17 protein-coding genes and 1 tRNA gene are annotated in these 20,147 nt (G+C 41.8%); 9 read left to right on the plus strand and 9 right to left on the minus strand.

All coding sequences use genetic code 11. The annotated features are described in order from the left end of the window. Positions 1-70 precede the first annotated feature (70 nt). Together ACP26M_RS08700 and ACP26M_RS08705 are read left to right on the plus strand one after the other, a co-directional pair. Positions 71-223 carry a hypothetical protein gene (locus tag ACP26M_RS08700; RefSeq protein WP_426587991.1) on the plus strand — a complete coding sequence of 51 codons (153 nt, stop codon included), beginning with the start codon at positions 71-73 and terminating at the stop codon, positions 221-223. 156 nt (positions 224-379) lie between these two features. Further along, positions 380-637 (plus strand): hypothetical protein, encoded by a 258-nt coding sequence (locus ACP26M_RS08705; RefSeq protein WP_426587993.1) that lies wholly within the window; start codon positions 380-382, stop codon positions 635-637. On the opposite strand, the gene ACP26M_RS08710 is transcribed toward ACP26M_RS08705, so the two are convergent. Further along, positions 615-866 carry a hypothetical protein gene (locus ACP26M_RS08710; protein ID WP_426587995.1) on the minus strand — a complete coding sequence of 84 codons (252 nt, stop codon included), beginning with the start codon at positions 864-866 and terminating at the stop codon, positions 615-617. The two genes, ACP26M_RS08705 and ACP26M_RS08710, sit on opposite strands and share 23 nt — an antisense overlap. 726 nt (positions 867-1,592) lie before the next feature. On the opposite strand from ACP26M_RS08710, the gene ACP26M_RS08715 reads away from it, so the two are divergent. Then, complete coding sequence (locus ACP26M_RS08715; protein WP_426587997.1) at positions 1,593-3,149, plus strand: reverse transcriptase domain-containing protein; 1,557 nt, start codon at positions 1,593-1,595, stop codon at positions 3,147-3,149. A gap of 63 nt (positions 3,150-3,212) precedes the next feature. Here the strand turns inward: ACP26M_RS08715 and mobC are convergent, their stop codons facing one another. From mobC to ACP26M_RS08735, 4 genes are all read right to left on the minus strand, one after another. Beyond that, positions 3,213-5,264, minus strand: a complete 2,052-nt coding sequence (gene mobC / locus ACP26M_RS08720) for a conjugal transfer protein MobC (protein ID WP_426587999.1) — start codon at positions 5,262-5,264, stop codon at positions 3,213-3,215. A gap of 17 nt (positions 5,265-5,281) precedes the next feature. Next, positions 5,282-6,232 carry a DUF5712 family protein gene (locus tag ACP26M_RS08725; protein ID WP_426588001.1) on the minus strand — a complete coding sequence of 317 codons (951 nt, stop codon included), beginning with the start codon at positions 6,230-6,232 and terminating at the stop codon, positions 5,282-5,284. Between the two features lie 8 nt (positions 6,233-6,240). Beyond that, positions 6,241-6,819, minus strand: a complete 579-nt coding sequence (locus ACP26M_RS08730; protein ID WP_426588003.1) for a BfmA/BtgA family mobilization protein — start codon at positions 6,817-6,819, stop codon at positions 6,241-6,243. Between the two features lie 153 nt (positions 6,820-6,972). Continuing rightward, positions 6,973-7,134 carry a hypothetical protein gene (locus ACP26M_RS08735; RefSeq protein ID WP_426588005.1) on the minus strand — a complete coding sequence of 54 codons (162 nt, stop codon included), beginning with the start codon at positions 7,132-7,134 and terminating at the stop codon, positions 6,973-6,975. A gap of 333 nt (positions 7,135-7,467) precedes the next feature. Here ACP26M_RS08735 and ACP26M_RS08740 point away from each other — a divergent pair, with 333 nt between their 5' ends. Both ACP26M_RS08740 and ACP26M_RS08745 read left to right on the plus strand, forming a co-directional pair. Further along, a complete protein-coding gene (locus ACP26M_RS08740) occupies positions 7,468-11,265 on the plus strand; it encodes a hypothetical protein (protein ID WP_426588007.1) in 3,798 nt (1,265 codons plus the stop codon). A gap of 474 nt (positions 11,266-11,739) precedes the next feature. Then, entirely contained in the window at positions 11,740-13,296 is a 1,557-nt protein-coding gene (locus ACP26M_RS08745; RefSeq protein ID WP_426589710.1) for a recombinase family protein, read from the plus strand. On the opposite strand, the gene ACP26M_RS08750 is transcribed toward ACP26M_RS08745, so the two are convergent. Beyond that, positions 13,256-13,329: transfer RNA gene (locus tag ACP26M_RS08750), tRNA-Ile, on the minus strand. The genes ACP26M_RS08745 and ACP26M_RS08750 overlap by 41 nt on opposite strands. 65 nt (positions 13,330-13,394) lie before the next feature. On the opposite strand from ACP26M_RS08750, the gene ACP26M_RS08755 reads away from it, so the two are divergent. After that, positions 13,395-14,027: an HAD family hydrolase gene (locus ACP26M_RS08755; RefSeq protein ID WP_426588009.1), complete on the plus strand. Its 633-nt coding sequence runs from the start codon at positions 13,395-13,397 to the stop codon at positions 14,025-14,027. Positions 14,028-14,060: 33 nt separating this feature from the next. On the opposite strand, the gene ACP26M_RS08760 is transcribed toward ACP26M_RS08755, so the two are convergent. Beyond that, positions 14,061-15,263, minus strand: a complete 1,203-nt coding sequence (locus tag ACP26M_RS08760; protein WP_426588011.1) for a proline dehydrogenase family protein — start codon at positions 15,261-15,263, stop codon at positions 14,061-14,063. Between the two features lie 58 nt (positions 15,264-15,321). Here ACP26M_RS08760 and ACP26M_RS08765 point away from each other — a divergent pair, with 58 nt between their 5' ends. Genes ACP26M_RS08765 through ACP26M_RS08775 form a run of 3 tightly spaced genes read left to right on the plus strand, consistent with a single transcriptional unit; the run spans position 15,322 to position 17,517 of the window. Continuing rightward, positions 15,322-15,528: an RNA-binding S4 domain-containing protein gene (locus ACP26M_RS08765; RefSeq protein WP_090525828.1), complete on the plus strand. Its 207-nt coding sequence runs from the start codon at positions 15,322-15,324 to the stop codon at positions 15,526-15,528. 2 nt (positions 15,529-15,530) lie between these two features. Next, complete coding sequence (aroB, locus tag ACP26M_RS08770; RefSeq protein ID WP_426588013.1) at positions 15,531-16,589, plus strand: 3-dehydroquinate synthase; 1,059 nt, start codon at positions 15,531-15,533, stop codon at positions 16,587-16,589. Between the two features lies 1 nt (position 16,590). Then, positions 16,591-17,517 carry a sterol desaturase family protein gene (locus ACP26M_RS08775; RefSeq protein WP_426588015.1) on the plus strand — a complete coding sequence of 309 codons (927 nt, stop codon included), beginning with the start codon at positions 16,591-16,593 and terminating at the stop codon, positions 17,515-17,517. Between the two features lie 36 nt (positions 17,518-17,553). Here the strand turns inward: ACP26M_RS08775 and bioB are convergent, their stop codons facing one another. Together bioB and mgtE are read right to left on the minus strand one after the other, a co-directional pair. Continuing rightward, on the minus strand, positions 17,554-18,561 hold the full coding sequence (bioB, locus tag ACP26M_RS08780; RefSeq protein ID WP_426588017.1) for a biotin synthase BioB: 1,008 nt from the start codon (positions 18,559-18,561) through the stop codon (positions 17,554-17,556). A gap of 218 nt (positions 18,562-18,779) precedes the next feature. After that, positions 18,780-20,132 (minus strand): magnesium transporter, encoded by a 1,353-nt coding sequence (mgtE, locus tag ACP26M_RS08785; protein ID WP_426588019.1) that lies wholly within the window; start codon positions 20,130-20,132, stop codon positions 18,780-18,782. Between the last annotated feature and the right edge of the window lie 15 nt (positions 20,133-20,147).

Here is a 20,147-nt window from a genome sequence, read left to right on the forward strand (position 1 = left end):
CTACAAAACTATGCTAAAAATATTAGCATTTTACTATGCTTTTTTACATTTTTTTATTCACTTTTGTTTTATGAGAAGTAAGTTATTTGAAGAACAGCCGGAAATGGCTAAAACCAATACAGAGCGATGGTTCAGAGTATTGCCCGATAAAGGCGACGGTTATCAATTGTATGACGCGCTTGCTGAATTGTTCATTGGGCCGGATCTTATTCGATCAAAATGATAACTGGATTTATGATGGTAATGAATTAAGTGTAGATGAACAGGAAGAGCTGGCCGGCTTTATTACCGGACACCAACGGGAAATGGAACAATTGCTTAAACATTTATAAAAAGATTAATTTGGACCGTTTTTCCATTTTATCGTGATTATTCCATCATGAATAGTAAGTACTTGAATCGGGTTGTTGTTTTTTTGCGGCAGGAATTACCTGAATATGCGTCAATGATCAGTTTAGAAGAAGAGAAAATATTATTTTCAATTTCCGGAGATGCTCCGTTCCAACACTTTTATGAAGGAATATTTGAAAAAGTATCGGCTTCGATAAGTCGTATAAGAAACCTGGAATGCGATCTTGATTTCAGGGTCGCTGCCAAATATCAAATGCGGGATTTTAAAATTCTCGGCGGACATTAAATCTGATATGAGCGATATAAGGACCCAGGCGGCTGGTATCTTTAAATGCACTGACTTTAAGGATGCGGTTGGCCAATCTGTCATAATGCCTCTCAACATAAAGATGTTCAACGGAGAATAATTGTACTATTAGGCCGTTTTCTTGACGGTCAGCTAAGAATGTTCCATCCAGTAACAAGGTGTGCTGGTCATATTCAGGCAGGTTGTTAAAGTCGTCAGGATTCAGCATTCACAAAAATAACGTTGTTCCTGAAATTCCTGATGTAAAGCATTTAATTGCTTACCACAATGCTGTCTTCTTTTTGGCTGGGACGTTTTCTATGACAGTATTGCTCCGTCACTATCTTTGAAACATCTATTTATTTCGAGGTAAAATGTTTCCTGATTCTGAAATCCAAAGAGCGACGACAACCCTGGCGATAGCTTGTGCAGATGTGGAAAATTTCGACGTGACAACATCGCATAATTTTACCTAACTTTACAACGCCCTTGAAAATCTTTTGGTTAGGCCAAGGGGATTTACTTAAAGTTAAATAATTCTTTGATGATTTGCAATAGCAGTATTCCCAGGTTCAGTACAATCTGAAACCCTGTAGAGTAAAGGCTCAGCTGGTCTATATTGATGTGTTTAGCATTCATAGTAATTAAGCTTTTAAAGCAACTTCGCTGTAAACAGTATTACCGAAGAAACCACAACAGCAGTGGTTTCAACGTTCGGGAGTTAAATCGGCTCAGTCGGCCGACGAATTACCCGAAAGGTTAAACGAAAACGTTCGTTTGATTTGTCAGTGCCGCTGAAGAAATTTATCGGCCAAGTGTGGAATAAGGTCTGAAGAGGTGCACAATCCTCATGTGATGGAAGAAATCGCAGGCTTAGTAATGCAAAGACATTGCGCATTAGCCGGAAAGGTGAAGGCTGATATTGCTTTCCGGCTAATGTCCCATTAAATAAACCATGTCTTTTGATGAAGATATCTGGAAGGAATTTTGTGAAAAAGTAAACAAAAAGAAAAACTTCCCCAAACGTTATTCACATTTTGATCTACCGTTCAAAGTAGACAACGGCCTTGTTAAGCTTAAGAAGATGCTTTTGGGTAAATCGAAGCACACCGTAGCAAAGCACCCATTTTCGCCGTTTGTTAAAATTATAACCAAACACCCAAGATATCGATACCAGGAGTCGTCTCAGGAATATCAATTAGAAACTAAGGAGCGACCAATCTCTTTCGCTTCGCATTTTGATGCCTTCATTTTTTCTTATTTCGACCTGGTGTTAAAACGCAATTATCAACAATATATTCGTGACAAAGGCTTTTCTGAATGTATTCTGGCCTATCGTGACGACCTTAACGGTTATTGCAACATCCAGTTTGCTAAAGAGATTTTCGACTGGATCGAAAAGAACACTAAAAAAGGCCAGGCATACAGTGCCATAGCCTTTGATATCTCGGGCTATTTTGATAGCATACCGCATGCCGAGTTAAAAAGGCACTGGGAAACTGTATTAGGGATTACTATGATGGATAACGACACTTTTGCGGTTTATAAAGCAATTACATCATACAGCTACAGCGTTCTGGCAACACTTAAAAAGCATTTCAATTTTAGCCGAGTTCCAAAAGGCAAGACATTGATGGACATGATGCCTTCGACAATCTCAACCAGTGGTAAGCGTTATGAACTTTTTCACTACTTACGAAGCAGCAATCTCATTGCGGTAAACGAGAATAAATTAGAGTTAGATAAACCTGACCATCCTTTAGGCACCGGCACCATTCCGGTAGGCATTCCACAAGGTTCCCCAATTAGTTCAACGCTTTCTAACGTTTACTTAATTGAATTTGATCAGCATATGTTTAATGTTTGCAATTCGATGGGTTGCATATATCGTCGATATTGCGACGATATCCTTATTGCTTGTAAAACAGGAGATCTCTCCTATCTTAAGGACCGCCTTAAAAGCCAGATTGAACTTCACGGCCTTACCATTCAACCGCGTAAGACAGAAATTATACATTTCAAAAAATATAAAAAAAAACTGAGAGGATTTGACGGTTCAGCGAAATTTAAACCAGGAATATTTAAAAACCTCCAATATTTGGGCTTTGAGTTTAGTGGAGAAAAAATTTACATACGTCCCGGTAGTCTTTCCAGATACTTTAGAAAAATGAAGGCCTCTATAAGGAATACTCTTATAAAAGCCTACGGGAAAAAATCTAAATCGGAAAAAATCCTAATTCAAAGCTTGCTTGAAAAATACAGCCATTTAGGGGATAATAATTTTATAGCTTATGCGAAAAGAGCTGCTTCTCCTGAATACGGCACACTACCACACACTAAGCCTGGAATGAATTCACCCTCCATTCGAAAGCAAATTAGTAACCATTTTCAAATTCTAATGACTGAACTCGAAAAGGAAAACAGACAACGCTACAGTAAAAAACGTAAAGAAATAGCTTACCGGATTAAGGAGGGCAAGCCCGCAAGAGCCGTCGTAAAAAGGCATTTGTAGTATGCTGGATTTAAGTAGAACATTGTTAAAATTTGCACGGCATCGGCTAAGGCTGTAGATTGATCATAATGAGATGCCTTGCGTTGTTGAATCCGCGCCGTCTTCATTCTCCGGCTTCGCAATTTCATTGTCGGGTTCTGATATCTCTTCGGCGGCTTTCCTTTCCTTTAGTATGCCAATCTCCGTATCGATTAGGTTTCGCACATCCAATTTAATCATCAGGTAGTTTTCCTGGATATCAAATGTCGATATAACTTTGATAACTGGCACCGACTGATAGCCATCTTCTTCCGCTTGGATGGCGGCATGGTCGTTCTGTATTTCGCTGTGAAATACCTTCAGATCAACCTTTTCTTCAGGATTATCCGCAATCATGCCTACAAACGTACCTGACGATAAACCAGAGATCTTGGATGAGGGTACAGCATAATCAAGTTGCGTAGATTTGCTGACTGAAGTATCGCTGCTATTGATACTTACGCTATCACGCTGCTGCATTATCTTGCCAATGCGTTCGGAAAGCTGTTTGGCAGTATCGCCGGTAACCTGACCGCTGATGATATTGCCAACAATATTCATGATAACTTCTGCCTGCTCTCTGCCGTAATCTTTCTTTAATTGACTGTAATCCTGAATACCCAAAGTCGTAGCCACCTTGTTACTTCTTGCGGTTGCCAAAAGTCCATCGATGCCCGATCCGCCACCAACATAGATCGTTGGAAACTCATCATAAATGTGGCTACTCTTTAACTTGCCCTTCTGATTAACCAATTTGATCATTCGGGAAATATATAACGACAGTACCGCACCGTACACCTGTACCTTTTGCGGATTGTTGCCCATGCAAACGATCTTCGGTTCTTCGGGGTTATTGATGTCCAGGGTAAAATCGTTTCCTGACAACACATAGTAAAGCTGTGGCGATGACAAACGCGCTAAACTGATCTTCGCGCTGGCTACCTGCCCCTCTAACTGCTCTTTGGCTTTGTTCTGGTAAGCTGATACGAACGGGTTGATCAATACCTTGATCTCTTCCTGCTCCATTAAGAGGGGAAATAGTTCTTCGTAATCAGCCTGCATCAGTTCAATGACATGCGGCAAAGTGCAATACTTGCCATCTTCATATTTGCGTAGATACCAAATGATAGCTGTCAAAAAGTTAATCGGACTTTCGACGAAGAAATCACCCTGCTTGCGTATCCATTCGCGGTTTAAGCCTAACAAAATGGTGCGGGATGCTTCGGTGGCATCGGTAATATCGTCCATGCTTTGCGGGTCGAGCGGGTTGCAGCGATGCGTTTTGGACAGATCATCGAAATTGATCATATAGAATTGGGGCTTGACCTTGTAGTTGCGCCAGTGTAGTTTTAGTTTGTTATAGGCCAGTTTGGTCAGATCGTCGAACTTGAAATCGTAGATGAACATCGAAAAGCCTTTTTTGATATGCTGATCAATGATGTGCCTGATAACGAAATAGGTTTTACCAGCGCCAGGCGTGCCTAACACCAATAATCCCCTGAACGGGTTGATGAAGTTGATCCAGCTATTGCGGATTTTACCCTTCAGGTTGTATTTGGCTGGCAGGTTGACCGAGTATTCGTTTTCGAGCAAGCGTTCTTCCTGGGGAAAGGTTTCGTTTTCGTTATTGAAAATGTCATTTTGCAGGTTCAGTTTGAGCAGCCGGGATAAGCGACCGCCGCCGGTCAGGATGAGCAGATAGCCCAGGCCGGTGATGCCCATGTAGCTGATGGCGATAATTGCAGGTGCAGCATTGAGATAAAAGCAAAATGCGCCGATGAAATAAAGCAGCAGCCCTGCGCCGATGTAAATGGCGATGATATCCTTTCTGATCTTTTCATCTTTTTTTCCTTGTGCACCAATGAGGGAAACAGCCAACAGTAACAGTGCTGCCAGCTTTGGCTTCAGCATACCATTAAATAACCCGGTCTTGCTGATATTCAGTAATATGTTATTGGTGATTTTAGCAGTCCAGTGCCATTGCTCAAATGCGGCGTAGCAGCCTATATAAAAGTGGATGCTCAAAATAACTAAACTTAAGAGCCGGGTAAAATCAATGATCTTTCTTAATCCCTGTATATCTTCTCCTGTTTGCATAACAATTTATTGATGATTTATAGGTTCAACCCTTTACGTCTTTTGCCTTTTCTGCGGGTGATAAGCGGCGCGCCGTCGCTTTTATTCCTGGTATCAAGTAATGAACTGAGCAGGTTATCAGGCGAAGTTTGCAGTAGGTCGGCAGCATCGGTACGATGCTCTTTGTCCAGTAAACCGGCGGCTACCTTGTTTCTTTGTTCAACAGAGCGCGGCGTTGGCTGATTAGTTGATTGCCGGTGTTCCCTGCGGGCTGCCATCCGTTGCTCCGGGCCGCCGTTTTTCTGTGCATTGGCGTAACGGAAGGTATCTTTTAGATCGCGTTGGAATTTGAATTGGCTATCAAAAAGCTGTTCGCCCGATACTTTGAAGGCCGAGCGGTCAAACTGACCGACCTTTTTAGAATGCTCCGCGTTTTTGCCCCTTGATTTATTCATGGGACTAAGCTTGATCTTGTTGGTAATATCTTTGCGGCTAACAATCACTTGTATGTGCATCTGTTCGCCCGGCTTCACGTCGCCCCGTTTTTTTAGCCCTTGTTTTACTTCTGGGTCTTTATGGTTGTAATATCGTTGGTTCTCCAGTTTCCCGAACCAAAGTAAATCCTTGTTGGTTTCGATACCGGGACGGTCGAAATTCTTTGCATACTTATCCATAATTCCGATGGCAAATGTTTTAAGAATTTCCTTAGCGCTATCCTCACCATACTGTGATTTAAGCCAGGCAATTTCTTTTTGGCTTGGACTGATATTGATGAGAAAAAATTTGGCATCGTCCCGGCCTAACTTAGCAATGTTATTATCCAGCTTGCTGGTTACCTTATGAGACGGAAAGGCGTTGCTTGTTCCGTTGAACCATTGTTCCGGCTTCCTGTTATCAAAGAGACGGTTTTCTTTATCGAGATAATGCACCAGTTGTTTGCTGCTACCTTTATTGTCGCCGGATTCGCTGTCGGTGATATTGATGTACATGGTAATAATTATAAATCTGCGATCTGTTTTCTGAAATTCTCGGCCAGTTCATCTTTTTCACGGTTCTTGAAGCTGCCGACTTCTTCCCGCATTTTAATGTAACCGTTAAGGATGAGCAGGAATTTTGCTTTTAGCTTCTCTTTGCTATCCATACGACCGAACAGGGCTTGAAGCAGCTTGTCGGTTTCTTTCTGCTTTATGGCCAGCATCTCCTGGCCTGACAAAATAGCTTTGTTGGCACCGATCACCTGTTCGTTGAAGTATTTGACAATCTCGCGCTGGTTATTTATCATCCGGTCTACTTCTTCTTTCAAGGGGATAAGCAGCGCATCTTCCTGTGTGCGGATGAACCGGATATAGGTGTCATGGTTTTTTGCCAACGCTGTTTTCAGCATTTCGTCGCTGATGTCTGCCGGATCTTTTTTGGTCTTGTAAAAGTATTCGACCATCTCGGCAAATAGCTGCATTTGGTTACGCTTCAGGCGTCCGCAAAGCTTTAGCAGCTTTCCATGTATGGCTAATGGAAAACGGATCGATTTTTCAGATGCCGATTTTTTTCCTCCTTTTTGCTCATCAAGTATATTCATCAGTATATCGTTTTGTGGTCTAAATGATGTTTTGAAGCGGTAAAATATACCTGGAGTATATTTCAATCCCCCGCAGCGAAGCGTAGGGCAAGCAAAGTAGGGCTCTGCCCAACTTCCGCTTGCTCCTTTTTTCTTTAAAAAAAGGACGCGCTTTTAACGGCTGTCCAGCCTTTGGCCCAGCCGCCCCAGCGGTTGGAAGGAGCGCGGCAATTGACGAATCCGCTGACGCGGTTCGTTTCGGATGCGTTTGATTTGGGTGATGTTGGCGTTGTACTTAGGGCTTTTCAGGTCGGGTATGACTTCATTGCTTTTCATGACTATCTGATTTGATAGTCAAAGGTGCTAAGTGAACATTTTTGCCTTTGACAACTTGCCTAAAATAAAAATTCAGGTTGCGCCGATTCGGAGGTTCCGGCGCTATTGCTTATTTGTTTTCGACTGATGAAATTGTCATATATGGCTCAGATTCCTTGAACCTGACAAGATAATTGTTATCCGATTGTCGGATAAACTCCCAGTTTTGTTGTCAGGCCGGATTGAGCTGTTGCTGCCCCAAGGTTACATCAGCAGCCGGAAATTATCTTATTCATTTGAAACAAGCCTGAAAAGTAAAAAAGTTTTAATTTAGATGGTTTAAATAACCTTGTCATGGAGTTAAATCAGATAAGCCAAGAAGAAGTCAGACTTTTAAAGCCAGTAGAACTCGTTGAACTTTTGGAAATATTGATTTCAGCAGAAGTAAGTAATCATTTCGTACCCAAAGAAATAACCAGTATTTCCGTCCCACGCCCAATAACGATTAAAGATGGTGGTGAAGATGCGCATGTCAATCTGGATGTGGCGGATGAAACTAATATCACCTCTCTATACATTAAAGCTGCATTCACCTGCTTTCAATCCAAAGCTCAAAAAATGAACGAGAGCGATTGTCGTAATGAAATAGACGCCGATCCCAAAAAGCGGAAAAACAAAACCTTAAAGCCCCGCGTCCAGGCTTGCTTCGATAAGGACGGCGAATATATTCTGTTCACAACAGACTCCCTTACTGCCCAGGCAATCAGCAACAGAATTGATGCCATGCGAGAAGTCCTCAAAAAATGTAAGGTTACCGATCCTGATAACAAGAAGATAAGAATCTTTGATGCCAACCAGATAGCTGCATGGGTTAACAACTACGTTAGTGCCGTCATCTTCGTGCAAAAATGCCGGGGAATTTCGCGATTGCAAGACTTCATGACTTGGGCGGAGTGGCAACAGCTATTCAACACGGAGAAAAAATACGATTTTCAGCAGACCCCTTATATTACTGGTCAGATTTTAAAGCTCAATACCTATGTGAAGTCAGACAAAGTTATTCGAGTCGTCGGTCATAAGGGCCTCGGAAAAACCCGCCTTGTATTGGAGGCGTTTAATCCATTTTCCGACGATGATGAGATTAAAAACTTTAGTCAAAGCCTCGTTTACATTGATTTAGCACGATCTACACCAGAATCATTATCGAGTTTCATACTTGCACACAGGTATCTTGAAGGAACAATCATTGCGGATAACTGTACGGACGAATGGCATAATCACTATGCGCCATTGATAAAAAGCAGCGGCAACCTAAAACTAATAACGATCAACGACAGCAACCCGATAAATACATGCCCATGTATCTATCTTACTCGTAAAGAACAAAAGGACACCGTTTCCCTCATATTCAAAAACTGTTTTGTGGGACTTTCCGATGCTCAGGTTGAACACTTGGTAACTATATCAGAGGGTTTTCCTGAAATGGTATCCTATATTGATAACGTTTTGCGCGAAAACAGTGCGGAATTGGTATATAGCACGATACCTTCAGCTTTCATTAATAAATTTCTGTTTGCTGGAAAAAATGACGATGACGAATATCAGCTCTTTAAGGCCTGTGCCATTTTTACAAATTTCCTATTCTACGATGACAAAGACGACGACTTACTAAATACACAGGAAAAAGACAAAATTGCCAACCAAAATGCGCTGATACATGGAAAGATTACGAAAAGACCTGTCAATGAGAACGCCTTTTACGCCTTCTGTGTCAAATATAGAGATAGTCGTTCGCTATTAGAAAAACATGGCTTAAAATATTCTGTTATACCGGAGCCAATCGCAGTTAATCTTGCAGCCGAATGGTGGAATGAAACACCATTTAGGTATGTCGAATCATTAATGTCAGAACTTGAGCAAAATGAACTGCTCGTACCGATGATTGATCGTTTAATGATGCTCGATCAAAGTGAGCGAGCACGCGGCGTAGTTGCCAAAGCATGGGGACCGAACGGCCCTTTCGTAACAGCGGAGGTTTTAAATACCCAACTGGGTTCACGCCTCTTCCGCTCAGTCGTTGAAGTGAACCCGGAACCTACGATGGCCGCACTTACTCAAGCATTCGAGAATTACTCTATCAAAGACCTGAAGGATAAGCTGGTGATCGGCAGAAGAAATCTTGTTTGGGCATTAGAAAAACTTGTTTTTAGGAGCGAGACATTTATGGAGGCCTCACAATTTCTTGCCCGGCTGGCCGCAGCCGAGAATGAAAACTACGGCAACAACGCGACCGGGCAGCTAAGGCAGTTGATGCATATTTTTCTACCGGGTACTTCAGCGAATCTGGATGAGCGGTTAAAATTGATCGATTGGTGTTCCGCTCAACCTGAACCGGAGTTACAGGAAATGTCTGTTCGTTTGATGGCGTCTGGCTTAATGGCCCATGGCTTCACAAGGACTGGCGGTGCGGAAACGCAAGGTTTCGGAATTACGCTTGTTGAATATAAACCAGACACCTGGAACGAGATTTTCATTTATTGGGATTCAATAATTGAAAAACTGGTATCAATTGCCACATCTAACCCGTCAATGTTAACTGTGGTAAAACAGATATTGGCGAGTTCTATAAGAGATCAGTTTTCAAGCGGCCGGTCGGAAATCATATCGAATGCTATAATTGCCATTAATCAAGTTGATAACACTCTATGGAATGAAGCACTGGTGAGCCTCACGCAGACCGCACAATATGAGAGTTTATCTGACGATGATATCAATTTAATACAAAGATTAAAACAGCTTTTATCGCCGATTACTTTGGAAGATAAATTCAGGTTACTTGTTGACACTCCCCCTTGGGAATATGAGGCAGAAAATTATGATAGAGACCTTTCTCAAAACAAGGCAGAAGCATTCGCGCGTGACCTTATCGATCGGGATATTGACTTAACCCCATACATTTCCTTCCTGGTCACTGGTGAACAACGACAAGCCTATAATTTTGGAAGAGTATTCGGTGCCGAAAGCAAAAACGCGAGTAACGTTATTGCAGCTACCATAAATGAACTCAAGCAATTGCCACGCAACAGCCAGAACATCTCTTTCTTGGCGGGCGTCCTAAGTAAATTAAATCGCGACCGACAAAAGCAGGTCATTCATATAGTCATCAACTCGGATGGTTTGTCACACCAGGCGTTTCAGCTCGTACGGATGATTGGACCCAAGAGTGAAGATTTTGAACAGCTTTTCGAGTTAATTGACAATGGCTCAATGAACATAAGAGAGTTCGAAGCGCTTCAATACGGACGGCCATTTGAGCAAATGACTCCAGCCGAAGTCTGCGCTTTATGTGAACGGATTGCGCGATACGGAATTGATGGCGCCTGGACTGCTTTTTTACTTTTATTCCAGTACACTTGGTCTAATAAAGAATTATGGACGGCCTGTAGTGAAACGCAAAAAAATATATTGCTTTCCCATAATTTCATAGCGATTGATTATGGAATTATAACTTTTGAAGATTACAAATGGACAAATGAACTTGAAAGACATCTCAATAACACGGCTGACAACGAATTCGCTTTGAAAATCAGTGAGCAACTGGCTCAGGCGGCTTTGAATGGCAAACATTTTATCGCTAAGAATGGCATTACGAATTTGGTCAAGATCTTGTGCGAACAATATTTTAGTGAGTTTTTCAGTGTCGTCGCGCCTCTTATTCCAATGGATAACGCTGCATTCTTTTATTTGAAAGGATTGATCGGGGCATCAAACGGGGCGTGGGGACACAATGGATTCTTTTTTGAAGACCACCAGGAAAAAATCATTGAATTTTGCCGTAATTCCGGCAACAAAGCACAGCGCCGTGTAGCTTACATGATGCCTCTATTTAAAAATAAGGAATGGCATCCATTCGCTTTAGAGATGATCAATGCATTTGGAGAAGACGATAAAGTATTAGATGAGATTGCTGCGAACATGGGAAGCTTCAGTATAGTGGGCTCATCTGAGGGATATTATAATAACATCATCAACCTTGCGAAAGAACTTTACTCGCATCCGATTTCAAAGGTTCGTTCCTGGGCAAAAAAATGCGTTCAATATTATGAAAAAGCGATACGGCGTGAACGTCTCGAAGAGGACGGAAGGCTTTAAGAAAAAGTTACAGCAACAATTGTGACTGACGAAAGCATTTGGCGATTTGTGATGTAGTTAGATGGCCGTCTCTAAATTTGATCATCAATGCTTTGCGTCCGACAGCTTTACTTATCTAATTCTCGACTAATCTTGACTTCGCGCAATGTCGGGACGCTTTCTTTTTGGCGGTACGATGTCCTTTCACAACTTCCTTTATTGCCTGAAAATCACTGAACGTAAAATTCAATTTAGCAAGGGCCGAAATTGAAAATTAAATTTTAGGCAACTTGCCTATGTCGCAATTTTAAATTGAGCAAAATTGTTCAAACCAAAAAGGGTCGATATGTCACCAGAAAAAAGAAAGATAACCCCAGAAAAAGCAGTCGAAATTCTTAAAAAAAGTGGCACGATAATTACTGTCAAGGATGCAAAATTTGTATTGGATTTCTTGTATAAATTCGCTAAATTAACGCTTGAAACAGTGTTAAAACGATGAAAACAGCCGATTTATATATACGTGTAAGTACTGACGAGCAGGCGGACAAAGGCTACTCGCAGCGCAATCAAGAAGAGGTTTTAAGGAAGTATTGCGCCTTTCATAACATAAAAATTCGAAAGGTGATTTTTGAAGATCATTCCGCAAAAACTTTTAACCGGCCTGCTTGGTCTTCGTTGCTGGCAGACCTCAAAAAAACTAAGGGCAGGTTTTCGGATTTAGTTTTGTTTACAAAATGGGACCGGTTTAGTCGTAACGCAGGAGATGCTTACCAAATGATTAGCACCCTTAACAGCTACGGAATAGAACCGCAAGCAATTGAACAATCACTCGACTTATCAGTTCCAGAAAATAAATTAATGTTAGCTATTTACCTGTCAACTCCTGAGGTTGAAAATGATCGTCGTGCATTAAATGTATTGAATGGTATGCGGCGCGCAAGGAAAGAAGGGCGTTGGATGGCTTCAGCTCCAATTGGATATAAAAACGTTACAGCGGAAAATGGAAAAAAAATGATTGTCCCGAAACAGCCGGAAGCATCTATTATTAAATTTTCATTTGAAAAAATTGCGACAAGTCAGTTTTCGTCAGAGCAAATTTGGAAAACTGCGAGAGAAAACGGCCTTAAATGTGGAAAGAACAATTTTTTACTTGCCATGCGCAACCCAGTCTATTGCGGGAAAATTACTATACCAAAGTATAAGGACGAGGAAATGCACATTGTTCAGGGATTACACGAACCGCTGATATCAGAACATTTATTTTACGAGGTTCAAGACGTGATGGACGGGCGGAAAAGACAACAAGGAACAAAACTTGTATCAACGGATCAATTGCCATTACGAGGTTACCTATTGTGTTCGAGATGCAATCGAGTACTTACTGGCAGTGCATCGAAAGGACGTAAAAGCTATTACTATTACTATCACTGTTCATCGCAATGCGGATGTCGATATAAAGCGAATGAAGTAAACGATCTTTTCTTAAGTGAAATTAAACGCTATGCGCCAAAGCCTGGTTTAGAAGACTTATGCAAAGAAATCATTTTGGATGTATATCGGCAGGATTATGAATCAAAAGGAGATGGTCGGAAAGAACTAATTGTTCGAATTGATGAGTTAACAACTCGACAAAAAAAAGCAAGAGAACTTTTGCTTACAGGCGATTTAGATGGCGTGGAATATCGTGAAATAAAAACCGAGTGCGAAAGTAAAATTAATGCTTTGGAAGCAAAAATTAGTGGATTATCTATAGCAACACGCAGTATTAATGATGATTTAAACAGAGCTGTGTCTGCATTGTCCTCAATAAACGGATTAGTTAGCCTGGAAGATGGCAAATTAAACCGCGAATTAATTGGTTCGATGTTCCCGGAAAAATTCACATTTGAAAAATTAATAGATCGAACCGCTCGAATAAACGAGGTTGCAGATATTATATGGCAGATTAACAGCGGGTTACAAGATAAAATACAAAGGGCAAGCGATGATAAATCATGCTTGCCCAGTTGGGTGCGCCCACCTGGGCTCGAACCAGGGACCAAAAGATTATGAGTCTTCTACTCTAACCGACTGAGCTATAGGCGCGGTTATTTTGTTTTTGTTTGCGGGTGCAATTTTACATATTTGCCGCCATATCTCAAACTCTTTTTATGGAAAATATTAAAAATATCATCTTCGATTATGGTAACGTTATTTTCAGTATCGACTTTCTCCGCGTTCAACAATCATGGAATCAGTTAGGTATAAGCAATCCCGAAACGTTTTTTGGCCACAAAACCCAGGATGAAATTTTTGATAAATTTGATCGCGGCGAAGTTACAGCAGCACAATTCAGGGATTACGTAAGGGAAAAAACCAACGACTCTTCTATTACAGATGATCAGATTGATGCTGCCTGGAACAGTATTCTGGTCGGAATTGCGGAAGGGAATCACGAATTACTGTTGAAGTTGAAAGACAAATACCGTACTTTTTTGCTCAGCAATATTAACGCTATCCATTATGATTATATCATGAACTATCTTAAAACCGAATTCGGATTTGAAGGTAACGATCACCTGTTCGAAAAAACATATTATTCGCACCTTACGGGTAAGCGCAAGCCAGAGCCTGCCATTTTTGAACAGGTACTTAAGGAAAATAATTTAAAACCCCAAGAAACCTTATTTATTGACGATAGTCCGCAGCATTTGGAGGCCGCAAAAAAGTTGGGCATCCAGACCTTTCTAATGACGGCTCCGGATACTATACAGTTCTTTGCAAAAAGGGAGCATTTAATTTAATAAATGCCCCCTTTTGTATGGTGGTTTTATAAGTTAAGCGCTTCGACGCTTTCTTTCTTTTGTAATTAAGCTTAGCTCGCGGCTCATTTGCCCGGCTATTGCCGTATTTTCCTGTGCCCGGCGAAATAAATATGGCAGTACAGCCTTTACCGGTCCATAGGGCACATATTTGGCTACATTATAATCGGCATGAGCGAGGTTAAAGCTTAAGTTATCACTCATGCCAAGCAATTGCGAAAAATAAACATGCGGATGTTTATGATCGATGCCTTTATTATCCAGCAACTCGGCCAGCAAACGGCAGCTTTCTTCATTATGCGTACCTGCAATAAAAGCTATTTCATTGATATGACTGGTGCAATAGTCAAGCGCCGAATCGTAATCAAGATCAGTAGATTTTTTATCGGGTTGAATCGGCGATGAGTAGCCCTTTTCTTCGGCACGTTTACGTTCCTTTTCCATGTATGCACCGCGCACTATTTTCGCTCCCAATATAAAGCCTTCGCTTTGGGCAATAGTATGATCGTTTAACATCGAGGCCAGTTTATCATGCCTGTACATTTGATAGGTATTATATACTATCGGCTTTTGCTTGTTAAACTGTGTCATCATGGTAAGCGCCAAAAGATCAATAGTATCCTGGATCCAGCTTTCTTCAGCATCTATCATTACAGGTACATTGTTTTTAAAGGCCTTATCGCAGATACCTAGCACGCGGTTTTGTACCCTTCTCCACTCCTCTTCTTCAGTATCGTTCAATTTAATACGGGCATCAATTTTTTCAAGCAGACCAAAGCGGCCTACACCAGTTACTTTAAATACGGTAAGGGGGATCGCTTTATCTTTCGCGGCACGCTCAATGGTACGGATAATCTCATCACGGGTATTATCAAATACGGTTTCTTCGTCCTCTCCCTCTACCGAATAATCCAGGATAGTACCTACCCTGCCGCTGTAAAGATTTTTGATAGTATTATCACATTCGGCAATGGTTTCACCGCCGCAAAAATGTTTAAATATGGTAGCTTTGATAATATTCTTTATCGGCAAACCAATCTTCATGGCAAAATTGGTAACCGGTGGGCCTATCTTTACCAAAAAGTTAACATTGATCATCCTGAACAGCCAGTAGGCCCGGTTAAGATCGGCATTGGATGAATGGCGAAAAGCTATTTCTGTATTTTCGAACGAGGGCGTATTTCGTCCTTGATTATTGTTAGTTTCAAAAGAGGTCATCCGCAAAATTATAAAATGATAACTCATAATTGCATGAATAGTTTATTTTTGCCATCCCATGATCGAATTTAAGTTAGAAGGGGACTTTATCCCAATGATCCAGCTACTCAAGGCTGCGAACTTAGTGCAAACCGGCGGCGAGGCGCAAATAGTTGTAACTGAAGGCCTCGTGAAGTATAACGGTGTAGTTGACTACAGAAAACGCCTCAAAGTAAAAAGAGGCGACACGGTAGAGTTCGATGGAAATAAAATTATAGTCATATAATAATGAACACTATTTTAAGCGATAATTACTCGGTTTATTTCGATAATAGCCTTGATGAATTAGTTGATTTTGTTAAAAAAGGCAACTATTCAAAATTCTTTATTTTAACTGACGAAAATACAGGCGAACACTGCCTTCCGTTACTTACCAGCAAACTTACAGATTTTAATAATTACGACTTGATCGAGGTTTCGTCGGGCGAGGAAAGCAAAAACATTGATTTTTGTGTGGGCGTTTGGAAAATGCTGATTGATTTTGGTGCCGATCGTAAAAGCCTTATGATCAACTTAGGTGGTGGTGTTATTACAGACATGGGGGGCTTTGCAGCTTCTACCTATAAAAGAGGGATAGATTTTGTACAGGTACCCACTACCCTGCTTTCACAGGTTGATGCCTCTGTGGGCGGCAAAACAGGTATCGATGTTGATGGCATAAAAAATATTATCGGAACATTTACTATGCCTAAAGCTGTGTTTATAGCGCACGAGTTTTTACAAAGCCTTCCGCCTCGCCAGATCCTCTCAGGCTTGGCCGAAATGCTTAAACATGGTTTAATTGTCGATGCCAATTATTGGAATCAACTTAAAAACAGCGACCTGAAAAATCCTTCGGTTGAATTGGTTCATCGCTCTGTAGAAATCAAGAATGAAATCACCATCGAGGATCCGCACGAAAAAGGTATCCGCAAAGCTTTAAACTTTGGGCACACTATCGGCCACGCTGTCGAAACATATTCATTATTGCATGACGAGGACAGCCTTTCGCACGGTGAAGCAGTAGCTATCGGCATGATCTGCGAATCATACCTCGCCCACAAAAAAACAGGGTTGCGTTCAGAAGAACTTCATGAAATTGTAAAGGTATTGACCGACCTTTATCCCAGGTATACCATCAACGAAGATAGCTTTGATGAACTGCTGCTGAATATGAAAAAGGACAAAAAGAACGTTGGTGACGAAATTAATTGCACCCTGTTAACACATATAGGTAAGTTTAGTATTGATAATGTGTGCACTGCCCACGAACTTTGTGAAAGTTTAAGATATTACATTAACTTGTAACATGCTTCAGCATTTAGATCCGCGAAATCAGGCGGCCCTTGTTTTAATGGGCTTATTGGTTGTTTTAACGCTTGTTGAAATGGCTTTGAGCTATTGGGAAGATCGCAAATACTATGAAACCCGCGATACACTAACCAATATTTATCTTACATCGCTGGCTGTTGTTACTAATCTCTGCGTTAAGGTATTTACCTTTTTTATACTTGATTATACCTACCAGCATTACAGGCTTTTTCAAATTCAGAATATTTTTTGGTATTGGTTTGTGTTGGTTGTTGTACAGGACTTTTTATATTGGGTGCTGCATTATACCGGGCATTACTGCCGTATGTTTTGGGCCATGCACGTTACCCATCACTCATCCGAACATTTCAATTTCACAACCGGCTTCAGATCCACGGTTTTTGAACCGCTTTACCGGGTATTCTTTTACCTCCCGCTGGCTTTAATGGGCTTTACCGCTTTAGATATCCTGTACGCATACCTTATTACCCAGCTTTATGGCAATCTGGTGCATACTCAATACAAAATTCCCTTGCCAAAATGGTATGGGTGGATTTTTGTAACACCCGCGCATCACCGTGTTCACCATGCTTCAAACATCCCTTATCTTGACAAAAATATGGGAATGGTGCTTATCATCTGGGATAGGCTATTCGGCACTTTTCGTGATGAAGATTTGCCCGAGCCCGTTAAATATGGCTTAACCAAACAACCTGAAGACATGGGCCCGGTTAATGTATTATTCCACGAGTGGAAAGCATTACTACAGGATGCCAGGAATGCCCCCAATCTTAAATCAAAGATCGGTTATTTCATAAATCCACCGGGTTGGAGCCATGACGGTAGTACTCAAACTGCACGCGTACTGCAACGCGAATATGAGGCAATGGAAGACGCGCATAAAAAACACGAAACAGCCGCTTAACAATATTATATTTGGATGCGGCACTTTTATGCCGCACTAACCTGCAACTTCAACTTCTTCTTTATTAACTTCATTAGGCCGGCCATTTTTGAAAGCTTTGCGCGGCGATAAACCAAGCAATTCAAACATAGCCATATCGGTATCAAATGATGGGTTTGGCGTGGTAAGCAGTTTTTCGCCGGCAAAAATTGAATTAGCTCCTGCCATAAAACAGAAAGCCTGCTCAACCGTACTCATCTCTGTACGCCCGGCAGATAAACGGACTACGGTTTTAGGCATAATGATCCTTGTTGTAGCCACCATCCTAACCATGTCCCAAACAGAAACACGGGGCTGATCAGCTAACGGAGTTCCTGCTACCGGAACTAAAGCGTTAATAGGCACTGATTCCGGGTGTTTGGGCAGGTTCGACAATGTTTTGAGCATGGATACCCTGTCCTCCACCGTTTCACCCAGGCCAATGATGCCGCCGCTGCATACGGTGATCTTAGCTTTGCGCACATGCTCTAGCGTTTTAAGGCGCTCATCATAGGTACGGGTGGTGATGATCCGTTTGTAATCTTCTTCGGATGTATCAAGGTTATGATTATAGGCATACAAACCCGCATCTGCCAAACGTAGTGCCTGGCTTTCGGTAAGCATGCCAAGGGTACAGCACACTTCCATATCAAGGCTGTTCACCGCTTTAACCATATCAATTACCTTATCAAAATCGCGGTTATCACGAACCTCGCGCCAGGCCGCCCCCATACACAAACGTGATGCACCTCCGGCTTTTGCCTTTTCGGCAGCAGCAATTACTTCATCTTTCGGCATTATGGCATGTACATTTACACCCGTATTATAACGGGCAGCCTGCGGGCAGTAAGCACAATCTTCAGAACATCCGCCTGTTTTTATCGAGATCAAAGAACTGATTTGCACTTCTGCATAATCTTTATTCTCGCGGTGGATTGTAGCGGCCTTGTATACAAGATCAAGCAATGGTGTATGGTATATTTCGGCTATTTCTTCTTTAGTCCAGTTATGTCTAACTTCTGTCATCAGTTTCAGATTAAATTCGTCCCAACAATGTTATTAAGTTATTGTAAACACGCAAATATTCAAAGATTATTTATAAATATAACATTTTGTCGGCCCTCAAAAAGAAACTTACTATATAACAAGGTTTTAAATATTTGTCAGCTTAGTGCTTCCGGGGTTCGTAACTACGCTATCTCCTTATGAGTTGCTGTGGGGACAGGCGTAACCGGCGGGATATATTACTTCAACAAAAGCTTGGTAGCCAACCAAAGCGGTAATAAAAACCCAATACAATCGGTAAAAGTAGTGATGATGATGGATGATGCTACCGCGGGGTCAATCCCTACCCTTTTCAATATCAACGGGATGGAAGCGCCTGTTAAGCCTGCTATGATCAGGTTGCCTGTCATGGCTAAGAACAATACCAGGCCAAGCAGCGGGTTGGCATCGTAAAAGAACGCCACTATAAACACGATGAGCCCATTGGCCGCGCCGTTAATCAGGCCTACTAAAAACTCTTTTAATACGGTGTTATAAGCTTGTTTGTCGGAAAGATCGCTTAACGAAATACGCCTTACAGTTACCGCCAATGCCTGTGTGGCGGCATTGCCACCCATACCTGCAATAATGGTCATATAAGCCGAGATAATGGAAAGCTTGGCAACTGTCGAATCAAATGTCCGGATAATGGATGCAGCAAGGAACGCGGTACCGAGGTTGATCACTAACCACGGCAAGCGGCTTTTTACAGCCTCCACCCAGTTACCGCTCAATTCCTCATCTTCTGATACACCGGAGATCTTCAAAATGTCCTCGGTGTTTTCTTCCTCCATTACGTCGATGATGTCATCTACTGTAACGCGGCCAAGCAGTTTCATATCGTCATCAACAACCGGGATACTGGTAAGGTTGTATTGCTTGATCAGGCGGGCTACCTCTTCCTGGTCAAGCTCGGCTTTTACGTAAACAAAATCGGTAGTTACCAGATCGCTGACACGGGCATCGGCGCGGGCTTTGATAACTGTTTTAATAGAGAGGATGCCTTTCAGTATGTCGTTATTATCAACCACACAAATGGTGTAAAACTCCTCCATCTCCTCGGATTGCCGGATGATCTCGTCCAGCGCGTCCTTTTTATCCAGGTTAATGTTTACCTTGATAATTTCAGAGTTCATCAAACCGCCGGCAGTATCCTCGGCATAGGTCATCAGCGCCCGGATGCTGCTGGCATCTTCATGGTCAAGATCCTCTAAAATCTCCTGCTGGTCTTCCTCATCAAGCTGGGATATGATATCGGTAGCATCGTCATAATCCAGCTCTTCAACTATCTCTGTACGTTTTTCGGGATCAAGGTTTACAAGCAGTTCGGCAGGGCCGTGCTCTTCGTCCATTTCGGATAAAACTTCCGAAGCAACATCAGCCGGGAGGATATTGATGATCCTTTCTTTTTCTTCCTGCTGAAGTTTTTCAAATAGTATAGCAATCTCCGAAGCGTGATATTCCTTCAGAACATTCTCTAACTCAGCATCATCGGCTTCGAGCGCAGTTTTAATGCGGAGCAGGTCGGTTTTATCTAAATCAAAAGATTGCATACCCGACTAAATTAA

The sequence above is a fragment of the Mucilaginibacter sp. R-33 genome (assembly GCF_049949235.1).
Classification (GTDB): domain Bacteria; phylum Bacteroidota; class Bacteroidia; order Sphingobacteriales; family Sphingobacteriaceae; genus Mucilaginibacter.